At 68.7% G+C, this 14,495-nt stretch carries 13 protein-coding genes; 7 read left to right on the top strand and 6 right to left on the bottom strand.

All coding sequences use genetic code 11. From position 1 onward, the window contains the following. Positions 1–7: 7 nt before the first annotated feature. Both AMIS_RS40015 and AMIS_RS40010 read right to left on the bottom strand, forming a co-directional pair. On the bottom strand, positions 8–1,042 hold the full coding sequence (locus AMIS_RS40015) for a WD40 repeat domain-containing protein (protein WP_014448203.1): 1,035 nt from the start codon (positions 1,040–1,042) through the stop codon (positions 8–10). Next, a complete protein-coding gene (locus AMIS_RS40010; RefSeq protein WP_041831728.1) occupies positions 1,039–1,557 on the bottom strand; it encodes a SigE family RNA polymerase sigma factor in 519 nt (172 codons plus the stop codon). Before AMIS_RS40010 ends, AMIS_RS40015 begins: the two co-directional genes overlap by 4 nt. Positions 1,558–1,650: 93 nt before the next feature. Here AMIS_RS40010 and AMIS_RS40005 point away from each other — a divergent pair, with 93 nt between their 5' ends. Further along, on the top strand, positions 1,651–2,106 hold the full coding sequence (locus AMIS_RS40005) for a methylated-DNA--[protein]-cysteine S-methyltransferase (protein ID WP_014448201.1): 456 nt from the start codon (positions 1,651–1,653) through the stop codon (positions 2,104–2,106). Positions 2,107–2,277: 171 nt separating this feature from the next. Here AMIS_RS40005 and AMIS_RS40000 read toward each other — a convergent pair whose 3' ends face one another. Together AMIS_RS40000 and AMIS_RS39995 are read right to left on the bottom strand one after the other, a co-directional pair. Further along, positions 2,278–3,357, bottom strand: a complete 1,080-nt coding sequence (locus AMIS_RS40000; protein ID WP_041831727.1) for an inositol-3-phosphate synthase — start codon at positions 3,355–3,357, stop codon at positions 2,278–2,280. A gap of 23 nt (positions 3,358–3,380) precedes the next feature. Next, positions 3,381–4,037 (bottom strand): PadR family transcriptional regulator, encoded by a 657-nt coding sequence (locus tag AMIS_RS39995; RefSeq protein WP_014448199.1) that lies wholly within the window; start codon positions 4,035–4,037, stop codon positions 3,381–3,383. 158 nt (positions 4,038–4,195) lie between these two features. Here AMIS_RS39995 and AMIS_RS39990 point away from each other — a divergent pair, with 158 nt between their 5' ends. The 3 genes from AMIS_RS39990 to AMIS_RS39980 all read left to right on the top strand — a co-directional run bounded on the left by AMIS_RS39990 (position 4,196) and on the right by AMIS_RS39980 (position 9,153). After that, positions 4,196–4,618 (top strand): DUF5318 domain-containing protein, encoded by a 423-nt coding sequence (locus tag AMIS_RS39990; protein ID WP_014448198.1) that lies wholly within the window; start codon positions 4,196–4,198, stop codon positions 4,616–4,618. A gap of 364 nt (positions 4,619–4,982) precedes the next feature. Next, complete coding sequence (locus AMIS_RS39985) at positions 4,983–7,484, top strand: transglycosylase domain-containing protein (RefSeq protein WP_231859191.1); 2,502 nt, start codon at positions 4,983–4,985, stop codon at positions 7,482–7,484. Positions 7,485–7,620: 136 nt separating this feature from the next. Further along, positions 7,621–9,153, top strand: coding sequence for a glycosyltransferase family 87 protein (locus AMIS_RS39980; RefSeq protein WP_014448196.1), 1,533 nt, complete (start codon positions 7,621–7,623; stop codon positions 9,151–9,153). On the opposite strand, the gene AMIS_RS39975 is transcribed toward AMIS_RS39980, so the two are convergent. Then, on the bottom strand, positions 9,121–11,343 hold the full coding sequence (locus tag AMIS_RS39975) for a hypothetical protein (protein ID WP_014448195.1): 2,223 nt from the start codon (positions 11,341–11,343) through the stop codon (positions 9,121–9,123). The genes AMIS_RS39980 and AMIS_RS39975 overlap by 33 nt on opposite strands. A 22-nt stretch (positions 11,344–11,365) precedes the next feature. Further along, the gene (locus AMIS_RS39970) at positions 11,366–12,142 is read right to left on the bottom strand and encodes a deoxyribonuclease IV (protein ID WP_014448194.1); all 777 of its coding nucleotides are present in this window, start codon (positions 12,140–12,142) and stop codon (positions 11,366–11,368) included. 129 nt (positions 12,143–12,271) lie between these two features. Between AMIS_RS39970 and AMIS_RS39965 the strand changes: the two genes are divergently transcribed. From AMIS_RS39965 to AMIS_RS39955, 3 genes are all read left to right on the top strand, one after another. Then, positions 12,272–13,270 (top strand): hypothetical protein, encoded by a 999-nt coding sequence (locus AMIS_RS39965; RefSeq protein ID WP_014448193.1) that lies wholly within the window; start codon positions 12,272–12,274, stop codon positions 13,268–13,270. A gap of 295 nt (positions 13,271–13,565) precedes the next feature. Then, positions 13,566–13,856, top strand: a complete 291-nt coding sequence (gene rpsF / locus AMIS_RS39960) for a 30S ribosomal protein S6 (RefSeq protein WP_014448192.1) — start codon at positions 13,566–13,568, stop codon at positions 13,854–13,856. Positions 13,857–13,919: 63 nt separating this feature from the next. After that, complete coding sequence (locus tag AMIS_RS39955) at positions 13,920–14,474, top strand: single-stranded DNA-binding protein (protein WP_014448191.1); 555 nt, start codon at positions 13,920–13,922, stop codon at positions 14,472–14,474. Positions 14,475–14,495 lie beyond the last annotated feature (21 nt).

The following is a 14,495-nucleotide window of genomic DNA, read 5'->3' as shown; positions in this document are numbered from 1 at the left end:
ATCGGTCTCAGAAACCGAACGTGAGGTTCTGGCCGCGCAGCTCGGCCGGCAGCTCCGCCTTCTCCAGCACGGCGCCGTCGGTGCCGTACCGGGTCAGGACGCCGCCGCTCTGGGCCAGCACGGTGCCGTCCGGGAGGAAACCGGCCCACTCCGCGGTGAACCGGGCGCTCTCCCGGCGCGACGCGACCTCGACGACCCGCTTCTGCCCGAGGGACCGGAGACTCTCGCTGACCAGCACCCACCTGCCGTCCGCCGACCAGGAGTTCGTGTCGCGCGGCGCGCCTTTGATCGGCAGTTCGCGGAGGAGTTCGCCGCTCTTCGCGTCGAAGATCGCCAGGCCGTTGATCTGAGTGTCGTCGTCACCGCGCGTCCAGACCTGCGGCGACGCCACCTCGGTCGTGCCGCCGGACCACGTGAACGGGCAGATGCCGAGGCACGGCAGCCGCGCGGCGGCGAGCCGGTGGGTGACGGACCAGCGGGTGGCCGGCTCGACGATCGAGTACCCGTCGACCTGGGTGAGCAGAAGCCGGCTGCCGTCGTCCGACCAGACCAGGAAGGACTGGCTGGGCACCGGTGGTTTCCAGTAGTCGCCGGTCCGCAGGTCGAGGATCTGGACCGACTCATGACCCGGCCGCTGGACCGCGACGTGACGCCCGTCCGGGGACGGGAGGACATTGGTGTCGGTCGCGGGAAGCTGCCGGTATCCGTTCCCGGCGTCCAGCACGAAGCTGTCGACGCTCTTGCTGAAGCCGAGCAGCCGGGCGCCGCCGGGCCCGCGGAACACCTCTGCCCGGTCGAAGGTCGGGTGGACGATCACCGGAGAGGCGGCCGGCAGCGGCCGCGGGCGGACCGAGGGATCGCGGAGCAGCACGAACGGGACGGTCACGGCCAGCACCGCGGCGAGAGCGGCGGCCACCGTCGCGGTGCGCCGGGCGCGGCGGATCCGGTGACCCTGCGCCATCGCCCGGGACGCGATGCCGGACGGGGTGTAGGACTCGTCCGCCATGTCGCGGACGGCGGAACGCAACAGGTCGTCGATCATCGCAGCGCCTCCGCGGAGTTCATCTCGTCGAGCTCGGGCACCATCGCGCGCAGCTTGGCCAGCGCCCGGGCGGACTGGCTCGCCACCGTGCCCGGCCGGCAGCCGAGCACCTCCGCGGTCTCCTCGACCGAGCGGTCCTCCAGATAGCGCAGCACCAGGACGGCCCGTTGCCGGGGCGGCAGCGCGAGCAGGGCCTGCCGCAGCGCCAGGCGCAGAGTGGTGTCGTGATCGTGCGCGCCGGGGTGGCCGGACTCCGGGAGGTCGGCCATCAGCAGCTCCGGCCGGCGGCTCTGCCGGCGCCAGAACGAGACGCGGTCGTTGTAGATGATCCGGCGCACGTACGGCTCGGGATCGCCGCTGATCCGGGTCCATCGGGCGAACGCCTTCGCCAGCGCGGCCTGCACGAGATCCTCGGCGTTCTGCTGGCTGCCGGTGAGCGCGTACGCGATGCCCACGAGCGCCGGTCCCCGCGCGGCGACGAACGCGGTGAATTCCGCCTCGATCGACTGAGTCACGGTCACCTCCCGCTGAGAAGTACGCCGATCGGTTGCCGGGCTTTGCACGCCGGGGGCGATGAAACTGTCGGACCCCCGAGGGAGAATCGGGGCATGTTCGTCGTCGATTCACCGATCGGGCCGCTCGGCGTCGTCGCCGAGGGCGACCTCGTGGTGGGGGTGCGGTTCGGCGCGCGGCCCGGCCCGGATGCCGAGCATCCGGCGGCGCGGGAGCTCAGGGCCTACTTCGCCGGTGAGCTGACCGACTTCACGGTGCCGGTCGAGATGCGCGGCGGCTCGGAGTTCGAGCGGGCGGTCTGGGGCGAGATCGCCAAGATCCCCTATGGCGAGATGATCACTTATGGAGCGATCGCCACGGCGCTGGGTGATCCCGGGGCGGCCCGGGCGGTCGGCACGGCCTGCAACCACAACCCGATCCCGGTGATCGTGCCGTGTCATCGGGTGGTCGGCGCCGGCGGCAAGATGGTCGGCTTCGGTGGCGGCCTCGACCGCAAACGGCGGCTGCTGGAGCTGGAGGCGCGGGTGGCGCTGACCAGGTCATGGGGTTAGCGCGAGGGGCACGCCGGGGCCGGCGGCGGAACGCGCCGGGGGAACGGACGCAGTCGCTCCGGGTAAAGCGGGTGGGTGCTCAGGGCGTACCGGATCGTGGTTGTGAAAAGGCCGGCCCACGACGTGGGCCGGCCTTTTCGCTCAGCTTGCGCCTCGCTCACATCGGGCTTGTCAGCGCTCGATGTCACCCTTGATGAAGGCCTCGACGGCCGCGTGGGCGTCGTGGTCGCTGTACTGCACGGGCGGGGACTTCATGAAGTAGGACGACGCGGAGAGGATCGGGCCACCGATGCCGCGGTCCTTGGCGATCTTCGCGGCGCGGACCGCGTCGATGATCACGCCGGCCGAGTTCGGGGAGTCCCACACCTCGAGCTTGAGCTCGGCGTTGAGCGGGGTGTCGCCGAAGGAGCGGCCCTCGAGGCGGATGTACGCCCACTTGCGGTCGTCCAGCCACGGCACGTGGTCCGACGGGCCGATGTGCACGTCGCTCTTGACCATCTCGTGCGGGATCTGGGAGGTCACCGACTGGGTCTTCGAGATCTTCTTGGAGACCAGGCGGTTGCGCTCCAGCATGTTCATGAAGTCCATGTTGCCGCCGAAGTTCAGCTGGTACGTGCGCAGCAGCTCAACACCGCGGTCTTCGAAGAGCTTCGCCAGCGCGCGGTGCACGATGGTGGCGCCGACCTGGCTCTTGATGTCGTCACCGACGATCGGCAGACCGGCGTCGGTGAACTTCTGCGCCCAGACCGGGTCGGAGGCGATGAAGACCGGCAGGGCGTTCACGAACGCGCAGCCGGCGTCGATCGCGGCCTGGGCGTAGAACTTGTCGGCCTCCTCGGAACCCACCGGGAGGTAGGAGACGACCACGTCGACCTCGGCGTCACGCAGAGCCTGCGCCACATCGACGACCTCGGCCGAGGACTCCTCGATGATCTCGCGGTAGTAGGTGCCCAGACCGTCGAAGGTCGGACCACGCTGCACGGTCACGCCGGCCGGCGGGACGTCGGTCAGCTTGATCGTGTTGTTCTCGCTGGCGACGATCGCTTCGCTCAGGTCCATGCCGACCTTCTTGGCGTCCACATCGAACGCCGCGACGAACTTCACGTCGGATACGTGGTAGTCGCCGAAGGTCACGTGCATGAGACCCGGGACGCGGTCGTTGGGGTCGGCGTTCTTGTAGTACTCCACGCCCTGCACGAGGGACGAGGCGCAGTTACCCACACCGACGATGGCGACGCGGACGGAGCCCATCGCGTTTGCCTCCTTGTTGTTCATCACGGCCGGTCCAGGTGCGGACGCGGTGGTTCCGGGGGTGTTTCCACGCCGGCCGCCGGTTTGGCGGTCGGCTCACTGCTTGACGCTCCGGCCGAGCCAAGACGGCTGTGGCTGGGTGCTCTGCCCGAGCGTTCGTTGGTGATCAGCTCTTCCAGCCAGCGGACCTCGCGTTCGCACGCGTCGAGCCCGTGACGCTGGAGTTCAAGGGTGTATGCGTCCAGACGATCGGCAGCCCGGGCGAGAACTTCACGTAAACCCTCGCGCCGCTCCTCGACGCGGCGCCGGCGGCCTTCCAGGATCCGCAGCCGGGTCGCCCGGTCGGTACGCGAGAAGAACGTGAAGTGAACGCCGAAGCCGGTGTCGTCATACGTCTCCGGACCGGTCTGGGTCAGCAGATCCGCGAAACGTTCCTTGCCTTCGGCCGTGATCTTGTAGACAACCCGCCCCCGTTTGCTGGTCATCGGGGGAATGATGTCGCTGTTCGTCTCGGCTTCACTGATCCAGCCGGCCAGCTTGAGCCGCTTCAGTGTCGGGTACAGCGTGCCGTAACTGATCGCGGCGCGAAGCGTGCCGAGCTTGGTGGCGAGTTCCTTGCGGAGCTCGTAACCGTGCATCGGCGCCTCCTGCAGGAGACCGAGGATCGCCAGCTCCAGCAACTCGACCCTCCCTGGAGTCCGCCCGATGTATCGGCCCGATACATCGCAACCGTAGATCGGCGCGTTCTAGCGCGCAACTCGGACATGCTCCGCAGTTGTGTCGCCACGCTGTGTGATGGCGGTCGCCGGGGATGCGGCAACCGCGTACTCTCTTCGCCATGCGCACGCAGCGGCAGGTCATCGACTACTCGCTACAGAGGCGAGCAGTCCTGCGTGACGTGCGGAGCGGCCGGGTCACGGCGCTTGAGGTCTGTGACGCGTCTCCTTACTTGAGAAACGCGGCTACATACCACGGCGAGCCGACCGACGAACGATGCCCGATCTGCCGGCGGGACAACCTGACACTTGTGCACTACGTCTATGGCGAAGAGCTCAAGCAGTCCGCGGGGCAGGCTCGGAAACTCGCCGAGTTGCCGGTTCTGGCGATGACGCTCCGTGAGTTCCAGGTCTTCGTGGTCGAGGTGTGCCGCTCCTGCGCGTGGAACCACCTGATCGAGCGTTACGTGCTCGGCCGTGACGGCCTCCCCGAACTCGACGAGGACGCGCCACGCGCCTCACAGAGCGGGGAGGGGCGTCGGTGAACCGGTTCGATCTCGTTACCGTGTACAGGTTTGGGACCGAAGTTCTGATTACAGCTTTTAACTCCGAGAACGTCCGCTCGAGGCGCAACGGAAGAACGGCCCCGCCGGGTCGGTCGGCCGCGCCCCCGCGACCGGTAGGTGTGAAGAAATGAACGCGTACGGCGATCCGCAGTCCGCACGAGCCCGGGCCCGAGTGCCCGGGCCGTCCGCTGCTTCCACGCCTGACGACGAGCCAGCAGGGCGTCCTTCGGGATCCGCCTCGGTGGGTGGTCCGGCCGGGCGTGCGTCAGTGGGCGGCGCTTCAGCAGGCCGGGCGTCGGTGGGGTCGGCCTCGGTCGGCTCGGCCTCGGTCGGCTCGGCTTCGGTGGGCGGCCCAGCGGGCCGAGCCTCGGTCGGCGCCGCCTCAGTGGGCGCCGCCTCGGTGGGCCAGGCCCGTGCTGCGGCTGCCGTGCCGCCGGCCGGTGGCCGCGCCTCGGTGGCCCGTGCCGCGGTCCGGCCGGTCCCCGCGACCGGTGGGCCGGGTGGTCCCGGCGGACCGGGTGGCCCCGGCGGTCCCAGCGGCCCGGGTGGTCCCGGGCGCGGCGGCCGGAGCAAGGCGGACAAGAAGCACCGCCGTGCCAACATCCTGACCGCCGCGGCGGCCGTGCTGGTGATCATGCTCGGTGTCGGCATCGTCGGTGGCACCTACTTCTTCGATGACGTCGATCTGCCCACGCCGGAGGCGGAGGCGCAGATGAACGTCATCTACGACGTGAAGGGGAACGTGCTGGCGAAAGATGGCTCGCCGCGCATCAACATCCCCTACCAGAACATCAGCGAAGTGATGCAGAACGCCGTCGCCGCCGCTGAGGACAAGAACTTCTACAAGCACAACGGCATCGACATGAAGGGCATCGCCCGCGCCGCGTGGAACAACTTCACCGGCGGCGACAAGCAGGGCGCCTCGACGATCACCCAGCAGTACGCCCGGCACGTCGCTGAGCTCAAGGAGATCAGCTACAGCCGGAAACTGCGCGAGGCCGTGATCGCCCGCAAGCTCGAGTCGAAGTACGACAAGCACCAGATCATGGGCATGTACCTGAACTACATCGACCTCGGTGAGGGACGGTACGGCGCGGAGGCCGCAGCGAACGGCTACTTCAACGCGTCGGTCCAGAAGGGCGCGAAGAACGAGATCAACGTCTATCAGGCGGCGGTCATCGCTTCGATCATCAAGCAGCCCTACCCGACCGACACGCACCAGGGCTACGACCCGAACTACAACCCCACGGATGCCAAGGACCGCTGGGAGTACACGCTCAAGAACATGCTCGAGATGGGTTGGATGACCCAGGAGCAGTACGACAAGCGGCAGTACCCCAAGGTCAACCCGATCAACAAGGGCACCTCGTGCAAGACCTGTGCCGACGGCAAGCCGGTCGGCATGATCATGCGGCACGTGAAGTTCGAGCTGAACGAGATGGGCATCAGCGAGGACGAGTACAAGAAGGGTGGCTACCAGGTCACCACGACGATCAACCCGAAGATCCAGGCCGCGGCCGAGGCCGCCGGCTCGCGTCTGAGCAAGACGTCGCCTCTGTACAAGCGCCCGAAGAGCTACCAGTCCGCGGTGATCGGCGTCGACCCGGACACCGGTCAGGTGCTCGGCTACTACGGCGGTGACGACCCGAACGGCACCGACTACGCCGGTTACATGGCCGGTGACGGCAGCGGTGTTCTCAACTACGGCGGCCAGTCGCCGGGCTCGACGTTCAAGATCTACACCTTGGCCGCCGGTCTGAAGGAGGACATCTCCTTCAAGACGACCTGGGACGGTTCGCTCACGCGTCCGAACGGAAGCAAGATCAGCAACGCTGGTGCCGACCCGGGTGAGGTCTGTGGCGGCAAGATCAAGTATTGCGACCTGGAGACGTCGACGGTCAAGTCGTACAACTTCCCGTTCTACTGGATCGCCGACAGCATCGGCCGGGAGAAGGTCATCGCGGCCGCCCGGGACGCCGGCATCCGCTACATGTGGACCGACAAGGGCAAGATGGTCGACCTGACCAAGACCAAGGCCGCTACCTGGAAGAGCGGCGGATACTTCGACAACGAGGTCGCGTTCGGCCAGTACCGCGTCGTCCCGCTGGACCACGCGCAGGGCGTCGCCACCATCGTCAACGGCGGTGTCCGGCACGACGTGCACTTCATCAAGACGGTGAAGAAGCGCGACTCGAACACCGGCAAGCAGACGACGGTCAAGAGCGAGAACCTCAAGGGCAAGCAGGTCTTCGACGCCGCGCAGATGTCCAACCTGCTCGGTGTCATGTCGGAGATCCCGAAGGCCGCGAAGAACCGGATCTCGGACGGTCGCCAGTCGGTCGCCAAGTCCGGTACCTGGGAGTACAAGAAGGGTAACGGCGACACCTGGTTCGTCGGCGGCATCCCGCAGATGGCGGTGACCGTCTGGGTCGGTGGCGCGAAGGACAAGGTCCAGCTCAAGGAGTCCGACGGCGGCAAGATGTTCGGCTCCGGCACCCCGGCCGCGATCTGGGAGGAGTTCATCGAGACGGTGGTCGAGGAACTCGACTGGAAGAAGGAAGAGTTCCCGAACCGGATCGAGACGGGTAACCCCGACAGCGAGTACGCGAACGGTCAGGACCCGCCGCCGGTCATCCAGGAGCCGGTCCAGGACCCGAACCAGAGCCAGACCTGCCAGCTGCTCCCGGCCCTCTGCCCCGGTGGTCAGAACACCGGCCAGAACAACACCGGCCAGGACAACACCGGCCAGAACAACGGTCAGAACACGGGCGGGACGACGGGCAACACGAACGGCAACGGCAACAACAACGGAAACGGAAATGGCAACGGCAACGGCAACGGTTGACGTTCCGAATCCATGAGCGGCGCCCACCCCCGACCGGGGTGGGCGCCGCTTTTTCGGTCATGCCGGCTGTCCTGATCGGTGTGTGTCCAGCGGCCCGTCCCCGCGACGAGCGCCGGATGCGGCATGATGCCAAACCATGAGCGCGCAACCGCCCACCGATCAGCCGGACGTCTCCGCACCGACCTCGGATGGTTTCGTACGGGGACTGTCCCAGTTCATCGGTGGTCCGCTCGGATCGCACGCGGTCCGCCCGGACGCCCGGCCCGGGCGGTTCTGGACCGCGCCACGGCTCGTGCTGGCGCTGACCTGTCTGGTGCTGGCGCTCTCCTGGGTGCAGAAATCGCCCTGCATGGACGGGAACTGGCAGAAGAACGTCCAGTACACCCGGTATTGCTACACCGACGTGCTGGCGCTCTACTACGCCGAGGGGCTGAACGAGGGCAAGGTCCCCTACGTCGACCACCCGGTGGAGTACCCGGTCGTCACCGGCTACTTCATGGGCGCGCTCGGACTCCCGGTGCACTGGTACGGCAAGGACCATCCCGACATCAACCAGGGCAGCTGGTTCTACAACGCCAACGCGCTGGTGCTCTCGCTGCTCGCGGTCGCCACCGCAGCGATCATCCTGGCGCTGCGGCGACGCCGGCCATGGGACGCGGCGATCTTCGCGCTCTCGCCGATCCTGCTGCTCACCGCGACGATCAACTGGGACTTCCTGGCGATCGGCATGGCCGCCTTCGGCCTCTGGCTCTGGGTGAAGCGCAAGCCGGTCTGGGCGGGCATCTTCCTGGGCCTGGGCGCCGCGGCGAAACTGTGGCCACTCTTCATCCTCGGCCCGATCCTGATCCTCGCGCTGCGCACCGGGCGGCTGCGCCCGTTCGTCAGCTCGTTCCTCGCGACCGGCGTCACCTGGGCCGTGGTCAACTTCCCGGTCTTCTACTGGCACCACGAGAGCTGGCTGCGGTTCTTCCGGCTCAACTCGGAACGGCCGATCGACTGGGGCACCTTCTGGTACATCGGGCGGTACCTGGACGGCAAATGGGCCAGCGGCAACGCCGGTGACCAGGGCCCGTTCCAGTGGCTGAGCAACCACATCCCGACGCTGAACTACGTGTCCTACGCGCTTTTCGGCCTCGCCTGCCTCGGCATCCTGCTCCTCGGCATGCTCGCGCCCCGGCGCCCGCGGCTGTCCCAGCTGGTGTTCCTGGTCGTCGCCGCGTTCCTGATCTTCAGCAAGGTGTGGTCGCAGCAGTACGTGCTCTGGCTCCTGCCGCTGATCGTGCTGGCCCGGCCGAAGTGGGGCGTGGTCATCGCCTGGAGCATCGCCGAGGTGGGATACCTCGCCGCCTTCTACGCCGAGCTGATCGGCGCCGGCGGCAAGACGGTCATCCCGGAGGGTACGTTCGTGCTCGCCTCCACCGCCCGGATCGTCACCGTCGGCCTGATGTTCGTGCTGGTGGCCCGCGAGGTGTGGCGTCCCGAGCTGGACGTGGTCCGGCAGTCCTACGACGGGATCGACCCGGAGGCGGGGCCGCTGGACGGTCCCGAGGCCCCCTGGGTCACCCGTTTCCGGCGGGCCTTCGGCTTCGGGCCGTCGGAGGAGGCCCCGGCCCTGCCGGCTTCGTCCGCACCGGCTCTAACCGAGCCGGAACACGACCGCGTCGGGTAGGTCCTCGCGCTGGATGTTGAGGGCGTCGACCGGGATGTCGCCGGCCCGCTCCCACGACGTGCCGGCAACCTGGTCGCGCAGCAGCAGCACGGTGCCCACCCCGATCGACCGCAGGTACTCGATGCTGCCGGCGTCCGGGAACGAGGCCACCCTGCTGCGCAGCTCGGCCTGCCGGGCCGCCGCGAACCTGCCGCCGCCGTTGGCGAGCTGCTGGAACTTCGACGTGGACCAGAGCTGCACGGTCTGGTCGCTGAGCTCGGCCGTCGGCAGCACGAGCATCGGGCCGTTCACGGTGCGCATCGCGGCCGGCTGCTGCGGGACGGTCGGGTGGGCGGTGTTGTTCCAGCCCTCCACGGCGACCAGGAGCAGCGGGGTGAGCATGGCGAGCCGCAGCCACGGGCCGGGCCAGGGTGGGACCCGCTGCGCGGCGAGGTGCCGGGCGCGCCGGACGAAGTCGTCGACCGCGCCGGCCGCGAGGATCGCCAGCAGCAGCGTCACCCAGAGCATCAGCCGGCCCGGGATGCGCTGATCGAACGCGGCCGGGAAATGACCGAAGAGCGGCAGATAGGTGTAATGCCCGCCGAGGTAGTTGGTCCCGAGCGTGAGCACCACGGCGAGCGTGACGGCGACCATCAGCATCATCCGGTGCCGCAGTTTCCAGACTGAGAACGCGAGCCCGGCCAGGGCCAGCGCGTACAGCGCGAAGCCGGGCAGCAGGGACATCTCGGCGGGCCAGCCCAGTGAAGCGCGGGGCGTCTCGTGGGCGGCGCCCCAGATGCCGGACTCGGCCGGGCCGATCAGCAGGCTCTGCAACGGCGGCGAGAAGAAGTCGATCTCCTGCAGCCGGGTCGGGTTGTCCGGCTGCCGCAGGTACGGCACCGCGATGACCATCCCGACGGCGAGGAAGAGCGAGGCGCCGATCGTGTTGGTGGCCATCAGCTGCCAGCCGAGCAGCGGCTTGACCGGCGCGCGCAGGAACCTGTCCAGCAGCTTGTGCTCGGGTCGCCGGACACGATGGATCAGGCCCGCGATCTCCAGGGCCACCAGGATCAGGCCCAGGACGTACGCGAACGGGATGCCCAGTGCGAAGCCGAGGGTGATCTGCCACGTCGCGACCATCCACCCGGCAGCTGCCCAACCGGCGCTGCGGTGTTTCGGGCGCATCCCGTACCGCAGGGACCAGCCGTGCCCGCGGGCCAGCATCGCGAGCGCGAGCGGGATGGCGCCGGCCGAGACGATGTCGAGGTGGCCCTCCTGCGCGAGCCGCCAGGGGGCGTAGGCGAACGCGACGGCCGCGACCGCCGCGCCGGTCGGCCGGGCACCCAGTTGGCGGACCAGCGCGTAGGCGCCGAGGGCGAGCAGCGCGTGTGCGGCGACGAAGAGCAGGTTGTAGCGCAGCACGGCGGCGACCGGGCCGTCACCGAGCAGGGCGAACGGGGTGTAGCCGAGCAGGCTGTCGCCGTACGCGTACGTGTTGACGAGCGGGAAGTACGCGTTGGACTGCCAGAGCCGGACCGGGTCGGCGATCAGAACGTTGCCGCCCCAGGCGATCTGCCACGCCTGGCGGGCCGGGTCGGCGAGGTCCTGCGGCAGCGTGTTCAGGGGGTAGCGCAGGGTCGGCCAGGTCATCAGGACGGCGAGGAGCACGCTGGCGTACGTGGCAAGCGGGTACTCGTGGGTGAGAGCGCGACCGGCTGCCCGGAGGCCGCGGCGGATCCGGCCGGGCGGCTGCTCTCCGATGGCGGCGAAGACCGTCCACGGGTCAGGCGGGGCGCCGGGTGGACGCTGGCCGGGTTTCGGCTTCTCGTCCTTTGTGGCCGGTTTGCCGGGATCCGCGGCAGGCTTGTCGTTTTTGGAGGCTGATTTGTCGGCTTCGGTGGTGGGCTCGCCGGTGCGCGGGGCGGGGATCGCCGGAGCAGGGTCGGCGGGTTTCGCCTTGCCGCCGAAGAGCCCGAATCGACGCCGCGGCTCAGCCGCTTTGCCGGCCGGCTTCTCACCGGCCTTGTCCGCCGGCTTTTCACCGGCCTTGTCCGCCGGCTTCGCGGGCGTCTTCCCGGCCGGTTCCGTGGGCGCCTTTTCGGTCGGCTTCTCGGCGAGCGCCGCCTTGCCGGCGGGTTTCTCGGCGGCCGTGGTCTTGCCGGCGGGCGCGACCCCGCCGGCCGGCGAGGTCGGTTCCTCCTGCTCGGACATGGCCCCTCCCGTGCCGTTTCGGTCAGCCGCCCGTGCGCTCGCGCAGCAGGGCGATGTCGGCGGTCTGCCCGTCCGCCCCGCCCGGGGTCTCCACGATGGCGGGGGCCCCGGCGGCCCGGATCGCGGCCACCACCAACTCGGGGTCGATCTTCCCATTGCCCAGGTTGTCGTGCCGGTCCTGGCCCGAGTCGAATCCGCCCTTCGAATCGTTGGCGTGGATCAGATCGATGCGGCCGGTGATGGACTTGACTCGGTCGACGATGCCGGTCAGGTCCTCCCCGCCGGCGAAGGCGTGACAGGTGTCCAGGCAGAAGCCCGCCCCGAACTCGCCGACCGCGTCCCACAGCCGGGCGAGGTCGTCGAAGCGGCGGGCGCAGGCGTTGTCACCGCCTGCCGTGTTCTCGATCAGAACCGGCAGCGGCAGGCCGCCGTCCTTCGCCGCGTACTCAAAAGCCTTTCGCCAATTGGTGAAACCGTCGGCGAGGTCGGCGCCGGATCCGACGTGACCGCCGTGCACGATCAGCCCTTTCCCCCCGATCTCGGCGGCGGCCTTGGCGTGTGCCATGAGCAGTTTGCGGCTGGGGATCCGGATCCGGTTGTTCGGCGAGGCGACGTTCACGATGTAGGGCGCGTGGATGTAGATGTCCACCTCGGACGCCCGCAGCTGCTCCGCGTCGTCGCGTGGAACGGGCGATTTGTAACCCTGCGGGTCGGTGAGGAAGAACTGCACCGCGTCGGCGCCGCGGGCGGCGGCCTCGACCAGCGGTTCGGCGGAATCGACGTGGGCTCCGATGCGCATGGGACGAGCCTACGACGCGGGTACGACGCTGTCCGCACGCGTCACCGGCGTCGGGTTGCCCTCGTTGTCTGCATTGGTCACGGTTTGACTGATCTTGGCGTGTCCGGTGGCGAATTTGGGAGATGGTGCATGTCGCGGCAGGTCCGATACCGGGTGGCGGCAGTAGGTCTGTGCGGGCTGATCTTCGGCGCGCCGCTGCTGGTCAACGGCACGGCGAGCGCCGAACAGCTCGATCCGAACGACCGCCGGGTGAGTTTCACCAACTCCGGAGTCCTCGGGCTGACCTGCGAGTCCAAGCCGAGCGTCGAGTCGATGACGGTTCCCGCGGACAGCGTCGTCCAGGTGCGGAACCGGACCGGCCACGACGCGCAGCTCAGGCTCGGTGGCGCGCCGAAGGGGATGATTCCGGAGAACGGATCCGCCGAGGTCGTCTTCCGTCGCGGCACCACGTCGGTGATGCTCACGCCGGAGTGCGACCACGGGAACGACGCGGTGCCGATGACGATCACGGCGGCGCCCTCCCCGGCCTACACCAGGCCCGATCCGGTGGCGGCGGCGCCCGGTGCCGGGGTCACCACGCATGCCCAGTCGTCCGGCGGGGGCGCGCCGATGCGTACCAGGATCAGCTCTGCCAAATCCGGCCAGGCCCTCTCCGCGCAGCGTCCGGTCCGCGGACCGAAACCCTCTCGCCCCGGCGTGCGCCAGTTGTCCGCCGCCCGGCCGCAGGCCGCGGCGAGCAGCGCGGCCCCGGCGTCCGGCGCCATGCCGCAGGGCGACACCGGCCGGCATCTGCGCACCACACCCCTTCCGGGTACGGGGGATGTGGGCGCGCCCGCGATCGCCGGAATGCTGCCCGCCAAGCCTCCGGCGAAGTCCACGACGGCGGCCGCGGAAACGCCGTTGAGCAGTTCCGTTCCGCCCGCCTCGGAGAGCGCCGAGGCGCCGGCGCCGGAGACCGCGGAGCCGTCCGACGTGGCGGGGACCGAGCCCGTGGCGGTCGGCACGATCCGTGAGGGGCGGCCGATCGGGCTGCTCGGACTGATCGCCATGGTCTGCGTTCTCGGTGTTTCAATCGCCACGATTCGGGCAATCGTGTCACAACGTGCATCTCGTGCGAATATGGCGTAAGCTCTTCCTTGAAAGCTCCGCGGGGCGTACGCGTCCAACCTCATCGGTGTGGTCGTTCCTCCCCAGGTCCCACCCAACGAATCGGGCCGGACGCCCCGCGGCTTCTCCCCCAGCGACGACCCCGTCCCCGGACGGGGTCGTCGCTTTTGGGTCAAGCGCCTTCCCTGGGTATGCTGGCTCGGTTCGCAGTGTGTTCGCCGTGGGCATCTGACTCCCACGGCTTTCTTCTGCGTACGACACAAGACCTCCTGCCACGGAGAGACCGTGGCCGCTTAGCCCACAGGAGGTGAATGTCTTGCGTCATTACGAACTCATGGTGATCCTCGATCCTTCGCTCGAGGAGCGCACCGTTGCTCCGTCGCTCGACCAGTACCTGAACGTCATCAGGACCGCGGGTGGCTCGGTGGAGAAGCTCGACGTCTGGGGCCGTCGCCGGCTCTCGTTCGAGATCAACAAGAAGGCCGAGGGCATCTACGCGGTCGTCGACCTGCAGGCGACGCCTGAGGCCGTGGCCGAGCTGGACCGTCAGCTCCGCCTCAACGAGTCCATCCTGCGTACCAAGGTCATCCGTCCCGAGACCCGCTGAGACGTTTTTGTCAGAGGGTCCTGAGACCCTTTGCCACAACGATTGAAGCGGCGAGGAGAAGTCATGGCAGGAGAAACCACCATCACGGTCATCGGTAACCTCACCGATGACCCTGAGCTGCGCTTCACCCCTTCGGGTGCGGCGGTCGCCAAGTTCCGCATCGCTTCCACGCCGCGGACCTTGGACCGGCAGTCGGGCGAGTGGAAAGACGGCGAGCCACTATTCCTCGCGTGCAACATCTGGCGTGACGCCGCTGAGCACGTCGCCGAGTCGCTGCAGCGCGGCGCTCGGGTGATCGTGCAGGGCCGTCTGCGTCAGAGGTCTTACGAGACGCGCGAGGGCGAGAAGCGCACCGTTTACGAGCTCGAGGTCGACGAGATCGGCCCGTCCCTGCGCTACGCCACGGCGAAGGTGCAGAAGATGAACCGGTCCGGTGGCGGCGGAGGTGGCTTCGGCGCCTCCGGTGGTGGCAACCGGCAGTCCGGTGGGAACGGCGGAGGCGGCGGCGGAAACCGCGACTTCGACGACCCCTGGGCCACCGCTGCGCCCGCCTCCAGTGGTGGCGGCCGCTCCTCCGGCGGCGGCAACTCCTCGTTCGACGACGAGCCTCCCTTCTAAGCCTTCGGGCTTTCTTGAGTT

The sequence above is a fragment of the Actinoplanes missouriensis 431 genome (genome assembly GCF_000284295.1).
GTDB classification, from domain to species: Bacteria; Actinomycetota; Actinomycetes; order Mycobacteriales; family Micromonosporaceae; genus Actinoplanes; species Actinoplanes missouriensis.
Note: the sequence above shows the minus strand (reverse complement) of the source record. Positions and strands in the feature narration are given on the sequence as shown.

Excerpts from the sequence above, each read along its gene's own strand:
- AMIS_RS39970 (WP_014448194.1), bottom strand. The coding sequence starts at position 12,142 with ATGCGCATCGGAGCCCACGTCGATTCCGCCGAACCGCTGGTCGAGGCC.
- AMIS_RS39990 (WP_014448198.1), top strand. The coding sequence starts at position 4,196 with ATGCGCACGCAGCGGCAGGTCATCGACTACTCGCTACAGAGGCGAGCA.
- AMIS_RS39980 (WP_014448196.1), top strand. The coding sequence starts at position 7,621 with ATGAGCGCGCAACCGCCCACCGATCAGCCGGACGTCTCCGCACCGACC.
- AMIS_RS40005 (WP_014448201.1), top strand. The coding sequence starts at position 1,651 with ATGTTCGTCGTCGATTCACCGATCGGGCCGCTCGGCGTCGTCGCCGAG.
- AMIS_RS40015 (WP_014448203.1), bottom strand. The coding sequence starts at position 1,042 with ATGATCGACGACCTGTTGCGTTCCGCCGTCCGCGACATGGCGGACGAG.
- AMIS_RS39965 (WP_014448193.1), top strand. The coding sequence starts at position 12,272 with ATGTCGCGGCAGGTCCGATACCGGGTGGCGGCAGTAGGTCTGTGCGGG.
- AMIS_RS39975 (WP_014448195.1), bottom strand. The coding sequence starts at position 11,343 with ATGTCCGAGCAGGAGGAACCGACCTCGCCGGCCGGCGGGGTCGCGCCC.
- AMIS_RS39955 (WP_014448191.1), top strand. The coding sequence starts at position 13,920 with ATGGCAGGAGAAACCACCATCACGGTCATCGGTAACCTCACCGATGAC.
- AMIS_RS40000 (WP_041831727.1), bottom strand. The coding sequence starts at position 3,357 with ATGGGCTCCGTCCGCGTCGCCATCGTCGGTGTGGGTAACTGCGCCTCG.